This window comes from Verrucomicrobiota bacterium JB022, from assembly GCA_030673845.1.
Classification (GTDB): Bacteria; Verrucomicrobiota; Verrucomicrobiia; order Opitutales; family Oceanipulchritudinaceae; genus WOUP01.
Genome location: JAUTCQ010000017.1, coordinates 136725 through 158925, shown reverse-complemented (window position 1 = coordinate 158925; position 22201 = coordinate 136725). Strand labels below are relative to the sequence as shown.

Genomic DNA, 22201 nt, shown 5'->3' with positions numbered 1-22201 from the left:
GATGCCTCTGGAGGCTAGCTCGCTCTAATACTCGCCAGCGTCTTCCGGAGGCGGGCCGCCGGCATTTCCTTTGGAAGGAAATGCGCCACGGTTGCCGATGCGGCCGCGCAGTTGTTCCATGCGCTTCTGCATCTCCTTGAATTCCTTGCGCTGCTTCCGGTCGAGCAGTTCGGCGATTTCCTTGTTCGCCTCCTTGCCCACGTCGTGCGCCTTCTTGATCTGCTCGCGCGCCTCGCCTTCGGACTCCGCGTCGCGGGCGGCATCGAGGTAGAGAGCGCGTTTTTCCTGGCTCTCCTTGAGGATTTCGCGGACTTCGGCCTCCTGCTCGTCCGTCAGGTCCAGGCGGTCATCCATGCGAGAGATCATACGCTCTATAACCTCTTCGGGAGTCAAACGGCCTTCGCCGGGCCGAGGGCCGAAACCCTGAGCGCCGAGTTGAGAAATGCCCAGCCAGGCAACCGTGCCGATCAAAAGCCAGTTACGCAGGTGGGAGCGGTTGGGTAATCCAGTGTTGTTCATCGTCTTCCGGGGTTGCAGCATTCTTGCCAGCGCGGGCATGGGTATCTTAAGCTGCACATTCTAAAGCGGTTAACGATTGTGCCAACAAAAAAGGACTTTTTGCCCGGCCTCTTGCGCTGGGGAAAATTTCCCGGCTCTCCGTCCTTTCCCGCCTCCTGATGGTGACTCTTTACCGCTCGGCGCTAGGCCGAAAGCTGGTGCGTGCCGACAAGGGTGAGGCGCAGCTCGCGGCAGCGGCGCCAGGTGCCGTATTGCTCGGGCCGAAGCAAGCGCTCGATTTCTTGGTCGACCCAGCGGTGCAAGTCCGTCAACCGTCGCCACCACATCTGAAAAGCTTCCTCGTCTCCCTTGGCGCGCCACTCGTAGTCGATCTCCTGGCGGCGGCGGTGGGTGGTGGTGAGAAGGCGCTCGACGGCTTCGACTTGCCGGGCGTCGAGGCCGAGCTCACGGGCCACGCGGAAGAGCTCCCGCGTGTCGTGGACGGTTTCGGAAAGGGCCGCCGGGGATGGGACCGCGGCGGAAGAGACAGATGCGCGAGAGACGGACGACTTCATCAAGGTGAACCGGGTGGACAATAACCCAGATCTTAGCCAGAAGCGGCCCAGTGGCAAGTAGGCATGCCGTCAGCTAATCGTAAAAATTAGCCGCGCAGTCTCTTAATTTACAGAAGTTTGCACTTTCCGCGAGAAGGCTCCATCGTGCTGGGCATGGACGTTGCACAGATCGAGATCGTCGCCAACGGGCAAACCTACCAGATCGCCCTCGGCACGCCCCTGCCCGCCTTTCTGGAGCAGCGTGGCCAGGCCGTGCGGCGCGTGGTGGTAGAGCGCAATGGCGAGGCCCTCACCCCGGCCGAGGCCGAGCAGACGACGCTGGCCGCCGGCGACCGCCTGGAAATCGTGCGCATCGTCGCCGGAGGCTGAGCCCCACTTGTATGGCGCACCCGACCGACAGCTATACCCCCGAGGGTCTTTATGTGAGCCTCGACGCGCTGGAGCACCGCTTCGAGCCCGAACAGGCTTCGCCTGACCGGCCCCACCTCTTCATCTACCACCTCACGATCCAGAACGATTCCGACCGCCGCGTGACCTTACTGGCGCGCAAGTGGGTGATCACCTACCCCGATGGCGAGATGGATGTGGTGGAGGGCGACAAGATCGTGGGGCAGGAGCCTGTGCTGCACCCGGGTGACCACTTCAGCTACAACAGCTTTCACCTTACCGGACGAGACTGTATCGCCCAAGGGGCCTTCTTCGGCCTCGACGACGGCGACAACCGCGTCCACGTGCGTATCCCGTCGTTTGAAATGCCGATCCCGGGCAAGTACCGGAGAGATTAGACCGGTTTCCAGCCGCAGGTTTTCGCGGATAAAAACAGAAAGAAAGGGGCCTCACGCAAAGGCGCCAAGCCGCGAAGGTGTTTTTTAAGACTATAGGTTCTTAAAGGTTAGAAGAGTCTCGAAGGTGGGAATAGTCGACTCCTTCTCTTCTTGACGGCTCCGCGCCTTGGCGTGAGACATGAACACCTGCCCCAATCGCTCTAAAGGCTAATTTTATCCGCGAAAATTTGCGTCCACCTGCGGCTAAAGAACCTCCGCCCTGCAGCCTACTTGGCCGTCTCGGTGATGCGGCTTTCGCGGATGACGGTGACTTTGATCGTACCGGGGTACTGCAGCTCGTCTTCGATGCGGCGGCGCACTTCGCGGGCGATGCGGCGCGCGCTGCTGTCGTCGATCTTCTCCGGGGAGACGATAACGCGGATTTCGCGGCCCGCCTGGATTGCGTAGGCGTCGGTGACGCCTTCGAAGCTGCGGGCGATCTTCTCGAGGTTGCGCACGCGCTGGATGTAGCCGTCGAAGCTGTCCGCACGGGCACCCGGGCGCATGGCCGAGAGGCTGTCGGCCACCACCACGAGGGGTGAGTAGGCGCTGGTGGCAGCAATTTCGTGGTGGTGCGCGGCCACGGCGTTGATCACGCGGTCGTCTTCCTCGCCGTAGCGTTTGAGGAAGTTGGCACCGGCGACGGCGTGGCTGCCTTCGTATTGCTCGTCGAGCACCTTGCCGATGTCGTGCAGCAGGCCGGCGCGTTTGGCGAGGTCGATATCCAGGCCTAGCTCGGCTGCCATCAGGGCGCAAAGGTTGGCCACCTCCACCGAGTGATCGAGCGTGTTCTGGTTGTTGGAAAGGCGGTAGTGCAGGCGGCCGATGCAGGTGACCACCTCGGGGTGCAGGCGGCCCAGGCGCAGGCGGCGGAGGGCCTCTTCACCGTATTCGATCACGCTTTGCTTCACCTCGGTCTCGGCCGCAGCCACCGCATCTTCGATCGAGCTGGGGTGGATGCGGCCGTCTCGCACGAGGGATTCCAGCGCCAGCCGGGCCACCTCGCGGCGCACCGGGTCGAAGCTGGAGATGAGCACGCTGTTGGGCGTTTCGTCGATCAGCAGCGTGGTGCCGGTCATCGACTCGAAGCTCTTGATGTTGCGCCCTTCGCGGCCGATGATGCGGCCCTTCATGTCTTCCGTCGGCAGGGAGACGATGGTGGCCGTCACGTCGTGCTGCGTGGTGGTGGAGAGGCGCTGCATGGCGGTGAGCAGCACGCGGCGGGCGTCGTGGTTGATCTCTTTTTCCGCCTTGCCGAGGATCTCGCTGCGCAGCTCGCGCACCTCGTGGTCGCACTCGCGGCGCACCTCTTCCATCAGCGCGGTGCGGGCGGCGTCGCGGTCGAAGTGGGTCAACGACTCCAGCCGGCCCTGAAACTCCTGCTGCTCCTTGTTGAGCTGTTCGCGTTGCTCGCGCAGCTTTTGGCGCTGAGACTCCTGCTCGCTCCGTTCTTCCTGCAGGCGCTTCTGGGTCTCTTCAAATTCTTCGCGGCGCTGGCCGGCCACGCGCTCCTGGTGCTCGGCGTCGCGCAGGCGCTGTTGCCAGTCGCTCTCCAACTGCATGCGCTTCTTTTCCCACTCCAGCTCCTGCTTGGCCTTCAGGTCGCGCAACTGCAGTTCATTCTCGCGCTCGCCCATCTTGCGCTGCTCGTCCAACTGCTCGCGTGCGCTGCGGTACCAGCGGATAAACCACCAATACCCGATCACCACCGCCACCAAGGCTCCACCGACAAAGAGGGCCAAATGCGTGGCGAGAGGGGTTTGAGCGAGTGTGAACATATTTTTTCCAAAAATGTAGCGGCTTTTTTGAACATTGCGAGGCGATACCGCGACGCGGGATGAGAAACCGGTCCCGTTTGATGTGTCAAGCCAGTGGTGAAGTCCCTATAAACCAAGATACTTAATTTGCCTGAGCTTGGCGCACGCTTGCACCCACTCGCGCCAGTCGTAGCAGGGCCTCCGTCGGCAGGCCACCGTTAGACGCCAACTGCGCTTCTTCTGGGCTCAAAGGCGTTTGTACCAGCACATACGCCCACCGATGGGCCTCCCCTTGCAGGCGATACCGCAAATCGAGCAGCCGTCGCGCGTGGTGGGTGCCGGCCTCATCGCGACCGCTGACAAACCAGTAGCCAAGCAACGCATACGTAACGCCCTCGCCTTCCCGCGAAGGCTGCGCCGCCAGCATCACCGTGGCGGGCCAAACGTCGCCTTGCGTCACTCCTAATTCCTGCGCCTCGCTCTGCCGGATTTCCCAGCCCTGTGCGCGCAGGCAGATCTCGGGGCGGTGGATCGAGCTGCGGTCGAGCCCGCTCAGCACCTGCGTATACAGCACCTGCTCGCGGTGGAGGCTGCGATAGAGGGCGCGCGCAAAGCCGGTATCGGGCGGCAACACCAGGCGCTCGGCCTCGCTCATCGGCAGCGTGTAGCCCAGCCACGGCCCCGGCAACACGTCGGGCAGCGCCTCCAGTTCACCCCTCGGGGTCAGGGGCAACCCTACCTGCAGGCGGTCCACATCCTGCCGCTTGAGCGGCTCCAGCGCGGCGACGCTCAAGGCCGCCAGCGCAAGCACCGTCACGGGCGCCAGCCAGAAATGTCGCGCCGCCTGCCGCGTTTTAGCGGGGCGCTCTACAACGGGCTTTTCGGGCACGAACTTCTCCAATAGGTGAGCCGTCAGCAGCGCCAGCCCCAGCACGACCGCGAACACCACGAAGCCGCTGTAATCGTGCACGCGCAGACCCCATTCGCTGCCCGCAAAATGGCCGACCAGGACGATCGCAAGCACGCGCAGGAGGTTGCCGACGAACGCGAAGGGCAGCGCGAGGGCCAGTAGCAGGGCACGCCGCCCATTGCGTTGAAAGGTGAAGTAGCTCGCCACGAGGCTGAGCACGCCCACCACCAGCAGCGAACGGATGCCCGAACAGGCCGGGGCCACATCGTAGACGTAATCCCGACCAGGCGACATCAGCACCGTGCCTACGCGCTCGACCTCCAGCCCCAGCAGCTCGGTGATCCCGTGCACACTGGCGATGACGGCATACCGCAGGTGCGCGCCGATGAAGTCTTGCACGAAGTTGAGCGGGATGCTGAAGAGCATCAGCAGGAGCGGAAACCGGGCCGCCCTGCCCCAGCGTTCACCGCCCAGCAGCCACGCCATGCCTTGAAGCCAAGCCAGCACCCCCAGAATGTTGAGCCGCGTCTCCTGCACGAAAAAACCGAGCGCGTTGAGCACCACGGCCCCCACCAGCCACGCCCCACCCCGCCACACGCGCGGCTGCAGATCGAGCGCCTTCCACCGCTGGAGGTTGTGGTAAAGCAGGTAACCCGCGAGCAGCAGCACCAGCGGCCCGTGTTCGGCATCGGAGCCGTCGTTGAACCACTGGCTCATCCACCAGACGAAGACCGAGCCCGTGTCGATGTAGCCGCGCGTGGCGTTGCCCCACCACTGGAAGAGCACAAACCCGCCCAGCGCCAGGGCAATGCCTGCCCACCAGCGCCCACCGGCCATGCTCTTGGTGCCCGCGTCTGCCATCGGCCCCCATCTGAGGCCAAGGCGGTGCGGCTGGCAAGGCGAGGCGGCAGCAGAAAGACAAGAAAGCTTTTGTCTCCCGTCGCCCATTGGTGATGCTGAGCAGCGCCATGCCGCGCCGCACCCTGCTCCTGCTTGCCCAGACGCCCCCGCCCCACCACGGGCAAAGCGCGATGGTGCAGCGCGTGCTCGATACCTTGCAGGCCGACCCGGACTGGCGCGTCTGCCACGTCAACCTCCGCCTCTCGGCCACGAGCGACGACATCGGCGAGCCCCAGCCGCGCAAACTGGCCGCACTCGCAGCCTGCAGACGCGAAGCGCTGGCGGTGATCCGCCGCGAGCGGCCCGACGCGGTTTATTACGTGCCGGCCCCCGGCCAACTGGTGCCGATGTTGCGCGACGCCCTGCTGCTGCCCGCCATCCGCGCCCGCGTGCCGCATACCATCCTCCATTGGCAGGCCGTGGGGTTGAGCGAGCGGGTGCAAGCCCTTCCCCTGCCCCTGCGGCTGGCCGTGCGCCGCATCTATCGGCACGCCACGCTATCACTGGTCCAGAGCCCACGCGTGGGCTTCGACGCCCTCTATTTTGCCTCGGAACAAGCGGTGGTGTTGCCCAACGGCTTGCCCGACGCCTGCCCCGACGCGGCGGAAGTCATCGCCGCCCGGGCCGCTCGCCTGGACGACCCCACCCACCGCCGCGAGCTGCTCTACCTCTCGAATCTCCAGATCGAAAAGGGCGTGCTGACCGCGATGGCCGCCGCCCACGAGCTGGCCCGCCACGGCCCCGTGCGTCTGCGCCTGGCCGGCGGCTACGTCTCCCAACAAGAACGGGCGGAGATCGAGGCCGCGCTGCACCATCCCGGCCCGGCCACAATCGAATACGTGGGCTTTGCCGATGAGGCCCACAAGCGCACCCTGCTGGCCGAGGCCGACGCGCTCGTCTTCCCCACCCACTACCGCAACGAGGGCTTCCCGCTGGTGCTGATCGAAGCCCTCAACGCCGGCTTGCCCGTCGTCACCACTCCCTGGCGCGGCATCCCCGACCTGCTCCCGACCGATTATCCCCACTACGCGCCCGAACCGTCGCCCGTTGCCGTGGCGAACGCCCTGCGCGTGCTCTTCGCGCAGGACAGGACGGCGCTCATGCACCAACTCCGCGCCCATTACGAGGCCCATTACGCGCTGGAGGTGTTCGAGCGGGGGTTGAGGGATGCGTTGGAGCAGATTTAGGCTTGCTTAGCCTATCGCCGCTTGCTATAAGAATTAAAGTGCAACGAGCTTATAATGCCATTTGTGGCCAAGTTAATCCTCTTATCGAACTCCCGTCATGGGAAATTGCAGCTCCTGAATTAGAGGCAGCTCATGCTCACCGGGAGCGTTGGCGCCCGAACAAAGTAAAGGTATTGCTGTTGGCGGAGTCGCACGTGGCGACGACGCCACAAGAGGCCGCGCATGATTTGAACTACGAACAATATGCGCAGCTGGCTCCTCTGGCTCTCCCGCATGCATTTGTCCGCCTTGTATACTGCCTCGGATACGGAGAGCGCACATTGGCCCCCGGGGTAAGCAAAAACCCGGGAACGTGGCAGTTCTGGAAGATCTTCTATGCCTGTGTGAACCAGGTGATTGACAATACTGATTTTGCCCCGATATTGATTAGTGGCCAAGCCAACCCCGCACAGCGTCTAGCCAACAAGATCGCCGTTCTGGAGCAAATGAGGGAGCGGGGCATTTGGCTTTTGGACGCTAGCCTGCCAGCTATTTATAAACCGAGAGCGCCTCGCCCTATTCCCCAACAGGTGGAAGCTATACTCGAAGCTTCCTGGCAACATTGGACACAGGCGCAGGTTGCAGCCGCCCAGCCTTGTAAAGTCATCATCATTGGTAGGGGTGTCAGCACGGTAGTGGCACCGTATTTGTACCAATTTCAGATTCCACATCAGGTCCTTCGGCAGCCAAACAGTTACCGTAACCATGGCGGCATCCCCCTCAACTACTGGCAATCCTTCTTTGAGTTCTGCCAAGCCTAGCGTCGGTGCAATCTACGCTTGAGTGATGAAGTAACGCTTGGTTCATATAAGGCATGTTCCGCCGCCCGATCCTCCTGTTGGCCCTATTCAGCCCTTTGGCATTGCCCGCCGCGCAGTTCACCGTGCCAGCGGAGTTGAGCCTTGAGGGACAAGCTATGCTCCAGATCGAGGCGCTGCAGGAGCAACTGAACGCCGAGCAAGCGACGGACAAATCGCGGGAAGCGGCGCTGAAGAAACTGGAGAAGGCGATCCAGCGCGCCAAGCGATCATCCGCCGGGCTCCCGGCAATGCATCTCTATGCCGCGCTCGGCAACCTGCGCCTGAAGCGCTGGGAGCAAGCGGCAGAGCACGCGCACCAATTTATCAGCCTGGAGCAGGCCGCCCAACGCCCGGAGGTCCTCCTGTTAGGCCACCAATTGGCCGCCTATGCCTTGATCAAGGATGGCGCAGAAGAGGCTGCGCTGGCCGAGCTGGCCCAAACCGACGCCTGGCTGGACCAGACGTCATCGCGCCAGCGTGCGTTGCCGCAAAGTCTGCTCTACGGCAATGCCTACCTCGGGTTGCACCGGCTGAAAGACGCCCAAGCCGCCTTCACCGCCGCAATCGAGGAAGGGCAGGCGATGGGCCACGCCAAAGCGGTGGTCGAAGCACGGGTGCAGCTGGCCCATACGACCAACGAGATGAATCAGTGGAAGCAGGCAGCCGAGCTGGGGCACGAAGCACTCAAGGCCGCCCAGGCTGACGATCCCGAGATGGTGGGCCAAGCTTGCTATTACCTCGGCATCACGTATGTCGACCTGCGCGAGATGCTGAAGGCCCAGATGCTGCTCGAACAGGCAGTGGAGCTAAAGCTCCGCTATGGCCACAAAGACGTATCTCAGGCCTACTACTGGCTCGGGATTGTTCATGCGATGCAGCGCCGGAACGGCCTCGCCAAGGAGATCTTTTTGCGAGGGCTGGAGCACGTCGAACCGGGCGACTTAAAAGGCCGCGCCGATCTGGTGGGCCAAGTTGCGCGGGCGGAAATGGGCGTAGGCGACTACGAAAACGCTCACCGCCATCTGGACGAGGCCGAAGCTCTCCTGGCAGAAGCGGGAGAAACGGGACCACTTTGCCACCTCTACCAGAACCGCGCGTTTTGCTATCTCCGGCAGGAGAAGTTCGCGGAGGCAGAGCACACCTGCCATCTTACCCTCAGCTACACGACTTCAACCCGCGATCAGAGCAACGTTCACGCGCGGCTTGCCTACCTCTACGTCGCGTGGGCGAAGACAACGCCCGAGCAGTGGATCCGCGAGCGCAACCTGCAGGGGGCAGCCTACCACGCGCTGATCGCGCTGCCCATGGCCGAGGAACGCCCCAACAAGGAGGTGCTCGCCTCCCTGCCCCGCACCATGCGGGCACTGCTCAAGGAAACCTCCGACCGCGCCGGCAGCATCGGCGAGATGGAAGCCGCCCTCCAGAGCTACCTCGACCGCCACCCCGACGTCCGCCAGCAATGGCAACGCAACAAGTGGCTACCGCTGCCCTGAAGGCAAACCATTCCCCCCTCTAAAACGCGCTCCTCGGCACGAAGATCGTGTCGCCGGGGAGGAGGCGGACGTCTTCGGTGGGGGTGCGTTGGGCGAGGCGGGCGTCTAGGGTGTAACTACGCTCGTCGCGGCTGAGTTGCACGCCTTGTTCGCGGGCGTAGAGGCCGAAGCCGCCGGCCGCGGTGATGGCTTTGGTCAGCGTGAGATCATTTGACCAGGTGACGGGGCCGGGGCGCTGGACTTCGCCGCCGACGTAGACGTAGCGCTCCGCCAGCACGACGGAGACGTTGATCTGGCGGTAGATGTCGCGCTCCAGATAGAGGTCGCGGATTTCCTGGGCGAGGGACGACGCCGTCTGCCCAGCCGCCTCGACCTGGCCGAGGTAGCGCAGGCTGATGCGGCCCTGATCGTCGAGCTGGAGGCTGAACTGTGCCGGGTCGGGGATGCCTTGCAGCTCGACCAGCACGGTGTCGCCGGGGCGCAGGCTGGCCACGTCTCCGGCGGGGGGCTGCGGGTTGCGCCCCACCCCTTCGCGCGCCGCTGGCGTCTGCTGGCAGCCCAGCGCCCACCAGCCGAGGGCCAGCAGGAGGAGGGTGGTCGCAATCCAGCGCGGGAGGGCTTGGAGGTGGGTCAACCGCGTAGGGGGGGGTGGAGGTGGGAGGAGGATCAGGCGGGGATGCTAGCGACGGAAATCGTCGTCGTCGTCATCATCGTCCTCATCCTCGTCGTCATCATCATCGTCTTCGTCGTCATCATCGTCGAAGTCGTCCTTATCTTCGTCTTCGTCCTCGTCCCAGCGCATCGTTTCGTCTTCCTCGATCTTCTCTTCCTCGTCGTCTTCGAAGTCGGGGATGTCGTCGATGTCTTCTTCTTCACCGCGCTTGCCGCCCTCGTCGTCTTCCAGCTCGTAGCCTTCGGGCACGTAATCGAGGATGGCCGTGATCTCGGAGAAGGGGTGCACCGCGCGGCCTTCCAGGTATTCCTGGTTCTGGCGCTCGCGGATCTCTTCTTCGAGCTCGTCGACGGTGAGGTTCTGGTCGAAGTCGATCAGGTCGTTGAGCATCTTGACGCGATGCCGGGTGATCTGGTCGATGAAGTCGGCATAGGGCCCCTTCTCCTCGTCCACGATGTCGGGGAGGGCAAAGAGGGTGGCCTCGTCGTCTTCCAGCAGGCTTTCGCGGGTGCGCTGGAGACGGACGCGACCGTCCTCGCCTTCTTCGTTCTGGATGGAGAAGGAGAAAAAGGCGTCTTCGATCACGTCGGCGTCGAAGCCGTATTCGCGAAGGGCCTCGCACTGTTCGAGGATGTACGCCATCTGGCGGGGGTCGAGGATGCCAAGACCGTCCACATCCCAGTGGATGGGGTCGGATGTCTCCATCACCCACCAGTTCATGTCTTCACCAAGGCGCACGAGGCACCATTCGAGCTTGTTCGTATTGGCCGCCATAAGGAGTCAACGATATGCAAAAAAGTTCTTTGGGTTGCTACGCGCCGTTTTTGTTCAAGGGGGAGTCGCCGAAGTCAAAGGTTTTTGCTCGGAAACGTGAGAAATAACATGGCGCTTGTGTTTTCCCGCCCTCTTCCAATGATGCGCAGCTACATGGGCCTCTGGTATGAGAAGGTGATCCGTCCGCGCCTGTTTGCGATGGACCCGGAAAACGCGCACGAGATGGCAATCTCCGTCATGGAGACCTTGGGCCGTTTCGGCTGGCTGTGTCGTGCGATGCAAAAGGCGGTGCAGCCAAACGGCACGCGCCCGATCGAGCTGTTCGGGCTGCAATTCCCCACCGCAGTGGGCATGGCAGCCGGGATGGACAAGAACGCGCGCGCCTGGCAGGCGGCGGCCGCCTACGGCTTCGGCCACGTCGAGATCGGCACGGTCACGGCGCGGCGGCAGCCCGGCAACGACCGGCCTCGCCTGTTCCGCTACCCGCCGGAAGAAGCCATCATCAACCGCATGGGCTTCAACAACGACGGCGCCGAAGCCATCGCGCAGCGCCTCAAGGCCCACGCCAAAGGCAAGCAGCGCCTCATCCCCCTCGGCGTCAACATCGGCAAGACCAAGGTGGTGCCGCTGGAGCAGGCCGCCGAGGACTACCTGACCTCTTTCAACCTGCTGGCCGACTACGCGGACTACATCGCGATCAACGTCAGTAGCCCCAACACGCCCGACCTGCGCAAGCTGCAGGGGCAGGAGCACCTGCAAGTGCTGCTGGGCGAGCTGAGCCGCGCCAACCAGGCCCGCGCGAAGCGCTTGGGCGACAACCCGATCCCCCTGCTGCTCAAGATCGCGCCCGATCTCACGTTCCGCCAGGTCGACGAAGTCATCCAGGTGGTCTACGAAACGGGCGTCAGCGGCGTCATCGCGACCAATACGACGATTGCCCGCCCGGGCACCTTCGCCAAGGTCAACGAAGCGGGCGGCCTCAGCGGCAAGCCCCTCTTCCGCCGCTCGCTGGAAGTGGTCAACTACCTCTCGCGCGCGACCGACGGCAACCTGCCCATCATCGGCGTTGGCGGTATCACCACGCCTGACCGTGCCTCGATGATGATGGACGCCGGGGCCAGCCTCGTGCAGGTCTACAGCGGCTTCATCTACGGCGGGCCTTTCTTCCCCGCCGAAATCGCCAAAGCCCTCGCCCCCCGCCACCGCGACTGGGTCAAAAGCCGCCGGGTAAGGCGGTAGGGCACTTCTTCCCAGCATAACATGGGTAATGTCGCTAAAACCGCCGTTCAAGAGCTGGCAAAGCTCCTGCGGCAGGCGTTATTACCCACTCCAGGTGCACCGGCCTGGCTGAATGTGGTCAAGACCGTCGCGGTATTGGTCGCCGTGCTCGCGATCATAGCCGTTGGCGGTGCCCTCTATACCGGCCTGGGCGATCCTGTCCTGCTCGTGCTGATGGGGCTGATGGCCTTGCTTTTTCTCGCTGTCCTGATCGCTGTATTTTCCTCGCGGGGCGAAACGCAGCCGGCACCCATCTGGGAAAAGCGTGTCGTGATCTTGCCCCAGGTACTGCCGGCCGAGCACGAGTTGCCCATCTTGCTGGAATTCCTGCAACAGCGGGCCATCGAGACGGCACAGGCCGCCCTCGGCCACGAGATCGGGACCGGAGACATCCGCGTAGCCGTCTTCCTGCCCAACTACCGTGACTCCGAACGCCTCGGTATCCTTTCGACCAACGACGACCTCATGGTCAATTTCCCCTTTGGGGCCGAGCGGGAGATTGTCTTCTTTCCTGGCGAAGGGCTGGTCGGTTCAGTCTTCCTGCAGCAGCGCACGCAGTTTGTCTCTGCCCGCCTCGAAAACGGGGTGTATGTCTGGCCTGCTTCCTATACTCTCACCAACGAGCACCTGCGCCGGATCAGCCCCGACCTGCGTTGGACCCTCGGCCTCCCATTGGCGGGCGAACACCACAATCCTCTTGGCGTTCTGGTGCTAGACGGGCTAGGCTTCGAATTGAGCGAAAGCGAAGCCCCGAAGCTGCTGGATGGGATCCGGCAGGAATACCTTGCGATTCTGGCCAGTATCGGTAAACTGCCGAAGAAATCTTACCGATTATACGAGTATGACGCGCGAACAAAAACTAGCTAAACGACGTTCCCTCATCGCGAACATTTCGCGGGAGGAGCTGCTGGTGAAGGTCTTGCGCGAGTCGAGCGACCCGAAGCTCCGCAGCATTGTCGCCAACGGCCAGATCGACCGCGATCTGAGCCGCCAAGTCACTTTGGAAATCGCAGGCCTGGAGCCGAAGGCGTCGTAAGGAGCGATTGGCCTCACGCGAAGCCGCCAAGGCGCTGAGAATAGAACCCTCGTCGGCGCATTATCGCTGGAAGGTTCCTCAACCAGAATTTCCTTCGCGGCTCTGCGCCTTGGCGTGAGAAACGGCCCGCCGTTGAGAGGCTCTGCGCCGCAGTCAAAGCAAGACTGTAATATCCCGCAAGGTAACGGCTTCATTCCCGCTCGTTCGCCTGCCCGAGAGGCTGCAAGTAGACCTTGAGGGTCTGTTCACCCTCTTCGCCGGTAAAGGTAAAGCGGGCCGCCTGCCCTTCATAATCCTCTGCTTTGACCTGGATGGTGCCGCTTAAAGGTAGTGTGCCATACAGGTTAGCCACCAAAGCACTAGGAGGCGCAAATTGCACCCGCGCTTCACCAATGTATACCGTCGGGTCAAAACGCGGAAAACCGTAACCAGCATGCGGCAGCGGCTCTTGTGTGACAGCATCGTAGGCCTCGACCCGTAGGGTAAACTCACGCACTTGCGACACGATTTGACGTTGATCCGGCCAGGTGGCAGCCACGAAGGTCAACTGACCCACCAACAGAAGCAGGACCAGCACGGTCGGGCCTTTCCAGTGCGGCAAGTTGGGCCAGTGGAATGCCTTGACTCTCTCTCCGCTACGAAGCGCACGGGCGATATACCACCCCACTCCCACCCAGGCGGCGACTGCCACGGCCCAAACCCATCCGCGCAAGGAGAAGTCGACGACAGAATTGGCCACGAAGTCGGCGAGGGAGCCGTCTCGCGAGGATACGCGAGAGAAAGCATGCCGGATTCGCTCATCCTCCGAGGCGCGCAGCCAGCCGACAACAGAGCTCGCTACCGCCAATCCAGACACGACCCCTACACTCGGCCATAGGTTGCGAGGGATGTCGCGTGGCGAGATCTTGATCGTCTCGCAATCAAAGTGCTTTTTCTGGCGGAACAGCAGAATCGCCAATCCAATCGAAACAGAAGCAATTCCCGCGCACCAAATCGCACTTTCCGTCGATAGGGAGTCGGCGTTGATAAGGACCACCAGGAGAAAGAGCGGACCCGCTCCTCCCGCCAAGAGCAGGAAGCAAACGGAGAAGGTGCACGCACTGCGCCAATGGTATTGGGCAATACCGGGGCCCAGCCAAAGAAACAGCAGGGCAAAATTGAGATGAAACGAACCGAAAAACAGCCCGACGACCATCTCCACCAAGGCCAACAGCCCAAAGAAGGCGATGATGTAGCCGAGCCAGGCGATCCAGCGCGGCTTATCAGGAGTCAAGGCAGCAGCGGGCGTTTCCACTGCACCATTGAAGTAAAGCCTCGGGCGGTTAGCGATCAGATTTCGAGGCGGTCGACACTTTCGTCGAAAACCACGGCTCTACGCCCAGGCTTTCAACGCCTCGATCACCTCGTTGCGTTCGGCTTCGGTCATCTCGGGGAAGACGGGGATGCTGAGGACTTCGTCGGCGAGGCGGTGGGCGGTGGCGAGGCGGTCGCTGCCACGCCCCACACCCTTGAAGCATTCCTGCCGGTCGAGCGTGAGCGGGTAGTAGATTTCGCTGCCGATCTTGCGCTCGTTGAGGTAGGTGCGCAGGGCGTCGCGGCGGCCACCGGGCACGCGAATCGTAAACTGGTTCCACACGTGGTGGCGGTCTTCCAGCTCGGCCGGCAGCTCGAAGGTCTTCACGCCCGCAAGGGCTTCGAGGTAGGCTGCGGCGTGGACGCGGCGGGCGTCGTGGTAGCTCTCCAGGTGAGGCAGCTTCACGCGCAGCAGGGCGCACTGGATGGCGTCGAGGCGGAAGTTGCCGCCTACCTCGCGGTGGTAGTAGCGCGGGGCCATGCCGTGGTTGCGCAGGCGCAGGAGCTTCTCGGCCAGCTCATCGCTCTGGGTGGTGACCATGCCGCCGTCACCGAAGCCGCCAAGATTCTTCGTCGGGTAAAAGCTGTAGCAGCCGATGTCGCCGATGCTACCGGCCATCTTGCCCTCATAGCGGGCGCCGAGGCTCTGAGCGGCGTCTTCGACCACGCCCAGATTGTGCTGCTTGGCGAGCGCCATCACGCAGTCCATCGACGCCATTTGGCCGAAGAGGTGGACGGGGATGATCGCCTTCGTCTTGGGGCCGATCTTGCTCTCGGCGTCGGCGAGGTCGATATTGAAGTCGTCTTCGCGCACATCCACCCACACCGGAGTCGCCCCGACGCGGGAGACCGAGCCGGCGGTGGCAAAAAAGGTGAAGGCCGGGCAGAGCACTTCGTCACCCGGGCCGATGCCGAGGGCCATCAGCGCGATGAGCAGGGCGTCGGTGCCGCTGCTGATCGAGATGGCGTGCTTTGCGCCTGCGTAGGCGGCCACCTCCTGCTCAAAGGCGGTCACTTCCTCGCTGAGGATGAAGCGGCCGGAGCGCAGCACGTTGGCGCTGACGGCTTCCAGTTGGGCCTGGAGGGGTTGATGCTGGCGGGAAAGATCGAGCAAAGGCACGGCCATGAAACCCACTCTAACCTCACCCACCCGCCGGTGAAAAGTTTATTTGCGGGCGCAGATGGTCAGCAAAAGCCCTACTGTCCTTCCCTACCTCCCGCAGTTGAGCTTGCATCTGATCTTTTGAGTAGAAAGATCGGCCCGTATGAAACCTACCACAACCGCGTTTATCTCTTTAGCCGCATCTCTACTCGGTCTCGCTGCCCCTGCCCAGGCCGCCTGGTATTACCACGGCGAGGGTGAGCCGTGGATCTGGGCGCAAGAGAGCGAAGACTGGATCTACTTTGGCGACCGCGCCCCCCTCGCATGGTCCAACAGCGGCCAGACGTGGATCTTTAACCCGCTGGCCCAGGAGAGCTTCCTCGTCAGCAAGATCTTCGGTGGAACTGGAGCCTACCGACTCCAGATGGCCACCGAGATGCCGTGGGTCGAGTATACGTTCTTTCCGGACAGCGCCGCCAGTGTGTTCGTACGAGGTTCCGAAAACTCCCGTCCAGGCACCTGGAGCTATGTTGCCGATGACTCCACGGGCGAAATCCTGATTCTGGTGAGCTACGCAGATGGCGAAGGCAACCCGTGCGCGGCCTCCATCCACCTTTCGTTCGAGACGCGACTCTCCGGTCAAGGCAAGATCATCGCCCACGGGCATACCTCTGGCGTCCATGCGATACAGGTGGAAGACACATTCATCCTCAAGGCCCAGCCTTACGAGCGCTAGTGCGCGTAGATCATCTTGCGGGTCATGCCGCCGTCGACGACAAAGTCTTGCCCGGTGATGAAGCGGGCGGCGGGGCTGAGCAGGAAGGCGCACAGCTCCGCAATGTCTGCCGGTTGGCCGACGCGGCCGGCCGGGTGCTGGTCGTGGTCGACCGGGCGGAGGTCGTCGTAGTCTTCGTTCTGGATCCAGCCGGGGGCGATGGCGTTGGCGCGGATGTCGGGCCCGAGACTGATCGCGAGCGAATGGGTGAGCGCCACGATCCCGCCCTTGCTCGCAGTGTAGGCAAAGGTGTTGGGCTCGGACTGGTAGGCGCGAGTGGAGGCGATGTTGACGATCGCGCCCTGGCTTTCGTGCAAGAGGGGCGTGGCGGCCTGTGCGCAGATGAAAGCGCCCGTAAGGTTGGTGCGGATGACTTCCTGCCATTCGTCGAGCGACAGCTCCGTGATGGGCTTACGCTCGGGGTTGGCATGGCCGGCGTTGCAGACGAGCGCATCGAGGCGGCCCCAGTTTTCGCGAATCCAGGAGATGGAGGAGCAAACGGCCTCCGGGTAGCCTACATTGCAGCGGCAGAAGTGCACCGGGCCGAGCTGCTTGAGGGTGGGCAGCGCCTCGGCGGCGGCGTCTTCGTCCAGGCCGGCAATCAGCACGCGGTAGCCACGGCGCAACAGTGTTTGGGCAATGCCACGGCCGATGCCGCGCTCGCCCCCGGTAATCATCGCGACAGGTGCACTCATCCCCCACTCTATACCGGGTCGCGGGCGCGCGCAAAGCGAGGCGGTGCGAATCTGGTAGTCTAATTCCTACTTCGAGCGCGGCTCATGATAAGCGTGGTCGGCCGAGAGGTTTTCGCCCTGCCAGATGCGGCGCTGCGTCCACGGCTCGGCGGGCACCGTCCAGAAAGGGTCGTCGGCAGGCAGGCCGAGCTGCATGAGGCCAAAGGTGCAGAGGTAGATGCTGCCGTGGTTGATGTATTCCTCCGCCATCCCCGGCTGGTGGCCCACCACGCCGATGCGCAACCAACCTTGCTCGTCGAACGTGCCGGGGGCTTCGATCATGCGGTGAATGACTGCGGTCAAGGCATTGCGGACGCCGCCCGGGGTGGCCGGCTCCACCAGCTCGTGGCGCAGGGCGGCCATGGAGAGCGACTGCAGGGCGCCGAAGCGGTAGGCCGACGAGCGCCCGATAACGGGGTAGGTCCCTTCCGGCGAGATCATGCGCTCGAGCACGGCGGCGTAGCGCTGGCTACGGGCCTTTACACGCGGCAGGTGCTGGCCCAGCTCCTGGTCGTGGCGGGCGCACACTTCGAGCACTTCCACCAGCATCGGCTGGATGACAAAGCTGTTGTAATAGTCCCAGTGCCACTCCGGGCCGTCACCATAAGTGCCGTCGCCGACGTACCACTCAAGGTGGCGGTTCACCGCGTGCTCGATAGGCCCCATTTCGCATTCGCCGGTGAACTCCAGCAGGGCCGCCTCCACCATCGCGCTGAAGAGCAACCAGTTGCTGGGGTATGGCTCGATCGCGCGTGTGGCCTTCAGCTCGCGGATCATATTGGCCTGCGCCTCGGCATCCAGGTTTGCCCACAGCTGGTTCGGCGCACGCAGCAAAGCTTGCGCGACAAAGGCAGCATCAACGAGCGACTGCTTGCCCTCCGCAAAGTCGAGGTGGCCCGGCGAGTCGGGATCGACGGCGTTTTCGAGCGTCTTTACCGCAAGCTCGATGTAGCGGGCGCGCAGCTTGCCTTCGGCGTCGTCACCCGGACCCAATTCCAGCCAAGGGGCCACGCCCGCCAGCGTGCGGCCAATCGCCTCCAGCGGGGCAAAGGCGTCGCGCGGCTTCCCCAGCTTGGGCAGCTCGTCCTTGAGGGTATTGCCAGCACCGGCCCGGAGCACGGGCTCGATGATCCGTTGCGTCACCTCTACCTGGTAAGCACGTTGGCTCGCGCCGTCGTCTGCCGGGGCGGGAGCTGCCCAGGCGCAAGACAAGAGGCTCAACAGGAAAACAAGGAAAGGGTAACGGAGGGGTAACATGCCCGTAGGCTACGCCCCCCTCACACCTGCCACAACCGCGATTTTGCCGGACAGTCAGGTGGAGCCTCATCAACCACCTGTATTCCCGCCGCGCCAGATCTAATCGCCCAGCAGCGAGAGAGTCGAGGCGGCGATTTCGAGGCGGTCGATCTTGATCGCCTTGCCCGTCTTCGTATCGATGTCGACGATACAGCCGCAGATGCGCACATCGCCTTCCGCAATGCCGAAACGGCGGGGCATGCCATCGACAAAACGGGCGATAACGGGCGGAATTTCGCGGCCCAGGACGCTCTCGTAGGGCCCGCTCATGCCGGCGTCGGTCAGGTAAGCGGTGCCGCGGGGGAGCACCCGGCCATCGGCGGTCGGCACGTGGGTGTGGGTACCGACGACCAGCGCCACGCGCCCGTCGAGGAACCAGCCCATGGCGATCTTCTCGGAGGTGGCTTCGGCGTGAATCTCCACGATTACGGCGTCACACAGCTCGCGCAGCTCGAGCAGCTTCTGGTCGGCATAGGCGAAGCCGTTGTCGGCGCTGATCTTCATGAACTGCGAGCCGAGCACGGTGAAGACGCCGAGGCGAAACCCGTTTTTCTCCACGATGAGGTGCTCGCGGCCAGGGCAGACTTTGGGAAGGTTGCCGGGGCGGCAGATATAGTCGATCTGGCCGATGTCGTTCTCAAAGCCGCGCTGGTCCCAGCAGTGGTCGCCCAAGGTGATGGCGTCGACACCGGCTTCACGCAGTTCGCGGGCGATCTGGAGGTTGATCCCCGCCCCTGCGGCCGAGTTTTCGCCGTTGGCCACGACGATGTCGGCGCCATATTGCGAGCGGAGGCCGGGCAGCATTTTCTTCACCGCTTCGCGGCCGGGCTTTCCGACAATGTCCCCAAGAAAAAGGATTCGCATCCTTCCACCGAAAGACGATTGCCCCCAAAAGGCAAAGTATTTGCGGCCCGCCTGCACGTTGGGCGGAGCACGAGGCACAAAAACGGTGGGAATTCTCCTGCCCCCGACGCGCTGCAGACCCAAAAAAGCCGGTCGCACCATCAGTGCCACCGGCCAGAAAGGGAACCACTTGGCTGCCCTGCCCTATTTCCAGTTGAGGATCAGGCGGGTGAAGTAGGTGGTATCGAGGTTTTCCTTATCGCCCTCGGGCTTGGAGTTGTAGGTGTTGCTCACCCCGATGCCGAGCTTCCACTGGTCGGAGAAGGCCAGCGGGATGTTCACGCTGGTGTCTTGCTGCACGATGTACTGGTTGAAGTCTTCGAACGCGGGCGTGTAGGTCCACTTGGACTGCAGGTCGCCCCAGGCGGCAAACTTCCAGTAGAGGTCGAGACCGAAGTCGAGACCGAGGTAGCCTTCGCTGTCAGGCGTGTAGGTGGTCTCAATCACGGGCGTGTCGGGGTTGTCACCCGTCACCGGCACGTAGGATTCGTAGCGGTAGCTCAAACCGGTTCGGCCTTCCAGCTTGAAGTCCTGGTAGTTGTAAAAGCGGTAGTTGGCGCCGGCGCCGGTGAGGGAGCGCAGGTCGATGCCTTCGAACTCGTCTTTCTCCAGCTCTTCGCGGACGTACCAGCCCCACTTCTCCGTGAAGAAGTTGGTGTAATTGAAGCCGCCGATGATTTCCTTGGCCGTGGTGTCATCGCCGTCGTTGGCATACTCAAAGGCCGAGTAGAGGCGGAGGCGGTCGGACGGGCCTTCGAGCGTGGCCTGCACGCGGGCGGAGGTGCTCGTCTTTTCGGTGTTACCGGCCTTGCCCGAGAGGTCGAGGCTGGCCTGGTAGGCCCAGGTGCGCAGTTGGCCGCGCAGGGCCGCTTCAGTCGCCGCCACATCCGGATCGGTGCCGCCGGCGGGCCAGGAGGCCTCGACCGCACCGACGTTGGACGTCATGGTGCCGGCGTTGGTCTGGATCTGGAGCTGGTTGCCGGCGGTCGGGCGCACGGGGCCTTGGGCCACGTTGCCGCCTTCCAGGCGCACGGCCACAGGTTCGTCGGTCATAAAGCTGACCACTTGATCCTGCGGGATCACCAAGGTGCCAGCGTAGGCCGTCTTGAGATGGACCTTCCCGTCGTGAATCTTCTCGATCGTGCCTTTGAGGACAGAACCATCGGAGACGCGGACTTCATCGGCCGCCAGGGAGGAAACCATCAACGCGAGACTGCCGAGCAGGAGTGCGCGAGAGGCACGGGCAGCCTTGTCAGAGAGCAGGTGTGCAATCATGTCAGGCGCAGAAAGTAGGCATCGCGGCGGCAATGGCGAGCGCGGATTGTCCCTAGCGCCACACAAGGCATGCCCCTGAGCGTAAACGGTTAAAAATGCGGACCGGCGGTTAGCACGCTACGCACTCTCGGCCTCCATTTCCTCCGCTGCTTCAGCCTCCTGCGCCACCGCTTCCTGCGAGGGAACGAGCGTCCAGCCGCTGAAGATGATGAGCGTCGACATGACGGGCACCAGCAGGTTGAAGAACGTATACGGCGCGTAGGCCAGGGCCGAGACCCCGAGCACCGAGCCCATGTAGGCGCCGCAGGTGTTCCAGAAAATGAGGGGCGAGCTGACGGTGCCGCCGTCTTCGAGCACGCGCGACAGGTTCTTGAGGTGCAGGCCGCTCTCGGCCACCGCCGGGCGGAACATGCGCCCGGGCACCACGATCGAGAGGTATTGGTCGGACGCGAGGAGGTTGATGCCCACGCACGAGCACAGGGCTGAGAAGAGCACGCCCTTTTGCCCCCGCGCCACGCGCAGGATCGCCGCACTGATGCTCTGGAGCAGGCCGCCCGCCTCCATGATGCCACCAAAGACCATCGCGAGGATAATCAAGCCGACCGTCCAGTACATGCTGTCGAGCCCACCCCGGTTGAGCAGCTCGTTCAGCTCCGGCGAAGAAGTTTCGAGGGCGAGGCCGTTTTGGGCGGTTGAGAGCAACGTGGCCAGCGGCACGCCCTGGAAAACGGCCCCCAGCAGCGCGCCCACGAGGCAACCGACGATCAGGCTGGGCAGCGCGTCCACCTTCAGCAACACGAGCCCAAACGTGACTCCCGGGGCCAGCAGGAGCAGCGGCGAGAGGTTGAACTCCGTCCGCAAAATGGCCAGCAGCGTCTCGATATCGGCCAGGCGACTGCCCGAGGTGTCGAGCGTGAAGCCGATGACGGCATAGAGGACAAGCGCGATCAAAAAGGGCGGCAGCGTCGAGTAGACCATGTGGCGGATGTGCTCGAACAGCTCGCAACCGGCCACCGCCGGGCTGAGGTTGGTCGTCTCGGAGAGCGGCGACATCTTGTCGCCAAAGTAAGCCCCGGAAACGACCGCCCCGGCCACCAGGGGCAACGGCATCCCCATGCCCCCACCAATCGCCATCAACGCGACCCCCACCGTGCCGGCAGTGGACCAGCTACTGCCGATCGCCAGCGAGACGACCGCGCACAAAAGGCAGGCCGTCGGCAGAAACACCGCCGGTGAAATGAACATCAGCCCGTAATAGATCAGCAGCGGCACCACGCCCGAAATGATCCAGAGGCCGATCAGCACGCCCACCACCAGCAGGATGAGGATGGGCTTGATGGCGACCGTCACGCTCTCGATCATGCGCTCCTCCAACTCACGCCACGAGCTGCCCAGCGCCAGACAGGTAACGGCCGCGATGACCGAAGCCAGCAGCAGGGGGATGTGCGGATCGCCCTGAAAGACGAGCACATTCACGCCCAGCAGGGCAATGAGCGCGATAACGGGGACCAGCGCCACACCGAGTGGTGGGTGCGCCAAGGGCGAGGTAGGATCGAGCTTCTCCATTCGGTGGATGGCAGAGGTGGACAAGGCAATGCCCGGCGCTTGTCGGCTGCCCATTCACCGTCCATCCACCGCAGGGCGCCCCAAAACGACCGGTCAAACTCGATGCGAGTGATAGCGCCGTCCGCCTGCAATGTAAAGGCTATGAACGTCTTTCATCGCTCAGGCGGTGGAACCCCGCCTGCGGCATTACCTTGGGAGCCATACAGCAAAAACTCATTGGAGAGTCTTATGCCTTTGTGGTGAGAAACCACTGCCCCCTTTAACGGAAGCTTGAGTCATAACTGGAGGTGACGCTCTCCGAGACTCAAAAAATGGTCGGGCTGACAGGATTCGAACCTGCGACCCCTTGCACCCCATGCAAGTGCGCTAGCCAGACTGCGCCACAGCCCGAAACAAAGGTCCATCAACGCGTATCGACGGCCCGGAGTCAAGCCTGCAAACGAGGAAAATCGA

22 protein-coding genes and 1 tRNA gene are annotated in these 22201 nt (G+C 63.1%); 9 read left to right on the top strand and 14 right to left on the bottom strand.

Features of this window, described 5'->3' with window-relative positions; translation table 11 throughout:
* Positions 1-24: 24 nt before the first annotated feature.
* Complete coding sequence (locus Q7P63_13455) at positions 25-519, bottom strand: hypothetical protein (GenBank protein ID MDP0501095.1); 495 nt, start codon at positions 517-519, stop codon at positions 25-27.
* 182 nt (positions 520-701) lie between these two features.
* Positions 702-1073, bottom strand: coding sequence for a hypothetical protein (locus tag Q7P63_13450; protein ID MDP0501094.1), 372 nt, complete (start codon positions 1071-1073; stop codon positions 702-704).
* 153 nt (positions 1074-1226) lie between these two features.
* On the opposite strand from Q7P63_13450, the gene thiS reads away from it, so the two are divergent.
* Both thiS and Q7P63_13440 read left to right on the top strand, forming a co-directional pair.
* Entirely contained in the window at positions 1227-1442 is a 216-nt protein-coding gene (gene thiS / locus Q7P63_13445) for a sulfur carrier protein ThiS (GenBank protein MDP0501093.1), read from the top strand.
* A gap of 11 nt (positions 1443-1453) precedes the next feature.
* Positions 1454-1858 carry an ApaG domain gene (locus Q7P63_13440; protein MDP0501092.1) on the top strand — a complete coding sequence of 135 codons (405 nt, stop codon included), beginning with the start codon at positions 1454-1456 and terminating at the stop codon, positions 1856-1858.
* A gap of 266 nt (positions 1859-2124) precedes the next feature.
* Here Q7P63_13440 and rny read toward each other — a convergent pair whose 3' ends face one another.
* Positions 2125-3675: a ribonuclease Y gene (gene rny / locus Q7P63_13435; protein ID MDP0501091.1), complete on the bottom strand. Its 1551-nt coding sequence runs from the start codon at positions 3673-3675 to the stop codon at positions 2125-2127.
* 121 nt (positions 3676-3796) lie between these two features.
* A complete protein-coding gene (locus tag Q7P63_13430) occupies positions 3797-5425 on the bottom strand; it encodes an exosortase/archaeosortase family protein (GenBank protein ID MDP0501090.1) in 1629 nt (542 codons plus the stop codon).
* Positions 5426-5532: 107 nt separating this feature from the next.
* Between Q7P63_13430 and Q7P63_13425 the strand changes: the two genes are divergently transcribed.
* The 3 genes from Q7P63_13425 to Q7P63_13415 are packed head-to-tail and all read left to right on the top strand — an operon-like array spanning position 5533 to position 8983.
* Positions 5533-6651, top strand: a complete 1119-nt coding sequence (locus Q7P63_13425) for a glycosyltransferase family 4 protein (GenBank protein ID MDP0501089.1) — start codon at positions 5533-5535, stop codon at positions 6649-6651.
* Between the two features lie 2 nt (positions 6652-6653).
* Positions 6654-7451, top strand: coding sequence for a hypothetical protein (locus Q7P63_13420; GenBank protein MDP0501088.1), 798 nt, complete (start codon positions 6654-6656; stop codon positions 7449-7451).
* Between the two features lie 53 nt (positions 7452-7504).
* Entirely contained in the window at positions 7505-8983 is a 1479-nt protein-coding gene (locus Q7P63_13415) for a hypothetical protein (GenBank protein ID MDP0501087.1), read from the top strand.
* A gap of 19 nt (positions 8984-9002) precedes the next feature.
* On the opposite strand, the gene Q7P63_13410 is transcribed toward Q7P63_13415, so the two are convergent.
* Complete coding sequence (locus tag Q7P63_13410; protein MDP0501086.1) at positions 9003-9617, bottom strand: polysaccharide biosynthesis/export family protein; 615 nt, start codon at positions 9615-9617, stop codon at positions 9003-9005.
* Between the two features lie 45 nt (positions 9618-9662).
* On the bottom strand, positions 9663-10430 hold the full coding sequence (locus Q7P63_13405; GenBank protein ID MDP0501085.1) for a hypothetical protein: 768 nt from the start codon (positions 10428-10430) through the stop codon (positions 9663-9665).
* A gap of 138 nt (positions 10431-10568) precedes the next feature.
* Here Q7P63_13405 and Q7P63_13400 point away from each other — a divergent pair, with 138 nt between their 5' ends.
* Genes Q7P63_13400 through Q7P63_13390 form a run of 3 tightly spaced genes read left to right on the top strand, consistent with a single transcriptional unit; the run spans position 10569 to position 12744 of the window.
* Entirely contained in the window at positions 10569-11669 is a 1101-nt protein-coding gene (locus Q7P63_13400; protein ID MDP0501084.1) for a quinone-dependent dihydroorotate dehydrogenase, read from the top strand.
* 21 nt (positions 11670-11690) lie between these two features.
* The gene (locus Q7P63_13395; protein MDP0501083.1) at positions 11691-12575 is read left to right on the top strand and encodes a hypothetical protein; all 885 of its coding nucleotides are present in this window, start codon (positions 11691-11693) and stop codon (positions 12573-12575) included.
* Entirely contained in the window at positions 12550-12744 is a 195-nt protein-coding gene (locus tag Q7P63_13390; protein ID MDP0501082.1) for a hypothetical protein, read from the top strand. Before Q7P63_13395 ends, Q7P63_13390 begins: the two co-directional genes overlap by 26 nt.
* Before the next feature lie 190 nt (positions 12745-12934).
* Here Q7P63_13390 and Q7P63_13385 read toward each other — a convergent pair whose 3' ends face one another.
* Both Q7P63_13385 and Q7P63_13380 read right to left on the bottom strand, forming a co-directional pair.
* On the bottom strand, positions 12935-14017 hold the full coding sequence (locus Q7P63_13385; protein MDP0501081.1) for a hypothetical protein: 1083 nt from the start codon (positions 14015-14017) through the stop codon (positions 12935-12937).
* A gap of 99 nt (positions 14018-14116) precedes the next feature.
* Complete coding sequence (locus tag Q7P63_13380) at positions 14117-15223, bottom strand: DegT/DnrJ/EryC1/StrS family aminotransferase (protein ID MDP0501080.1); 1107 nt, start codon at positions 15221-15223, stop codon at positions 14117-14119.
* A 139-nt stretch (positions 15224-15362) separates the two neighbouring features.
* On the opposite strand from Q7P63_13380, the gene Q7P63_13375 reads away from it, so the two are divergent.
* Positions 15363-15935 carry a hypothetical protein gene (locus Q7P63_13375; GenBank protein ID MDP0501079.1) on the top strand — a complete coding sequence of 191 codons (573 nt, stop codon included), beginning with the start codon at positions 15363-15365 and terminating at the stop codon, positions 15933-15935.
* On the opposite strand, the gene Q7P63_13370 is transcribed toward Q7P63_13375, so the two are convergent.
* The 6 genes from Q7P63_13370 to Q7P63_13345 all read right to left on the bottom strand — a co-directional run bounded on the left by Q7P63_13370 (position 15932) and on the right by Q7P63_13345 (position 22138).
* Positions 15932-16669: an SDR family oxidoreductase gene (locus Q7P63_13370; protein ID MDP0501078.1), complete on the bottom strand. Its 738-nt coding sequence runs from the start codon at positions 16667-16669 to the stop codon at positions 15932-15934. The genes Q7P63_13375 and Q7P63_13370 overlap by 4 nt on opposite strands.
* 66 nt (positions 16670-16735) lie before the next feature.
* Positions 16736-17929: a DUF2264 domain-containing protein gene (locus tag Q7P63_13365; GenBank protein MDP0501077.1), complete on the bottom strand. Its 1194-nt coding sequence runs from the start codon at positions 17927-17929 to the stop codon at positions 16736-16738.
* Positions 17930-18064: 135 nt separating this feature from the next.
* Positions 18065-18868, bottom strand: coding sequence for a TIGR00282 family metallophosphoesterase (locus Q7P63_13360; GenBank protein ID MDP0501076.1), 804 nt, complete (start codon positions 18866-18868; stop codon positions 18065-18067).
* A gap of 183 nt (positions 18869-19051) precedes the next feature.
* Positions 19052-20182 (bottom strand): DUF481 domain-containing protein, encoded by a 1131-nt coding sequence (locus Q7P63_13355; protein MDP0501075.1) that lies wholly within the window; start codon positions 20180-20182, stop codon positions 19052-19054.
* Between the two features lie 117 nt (positions 20183-20299).
* Positions 20300-21748, bottom strand: a complete 1449-nt coding sequence (gene nhaC / locus Q7P63_13350; GenBank protein MDP0501074.1) for a Na+/H+ antiporter NhaC — start codon at positions 21746-21748, stop codon at positions 20300-20302.
* Positions 21749-22060: 312 nt separating this feature from the next.
* A tRNA-Pro gene (locus Q7P63_13345) sits at positions 22061-22138 on the bottom strand.
* Positions 22139-22201: the final 63 nt, after the last annotated feature.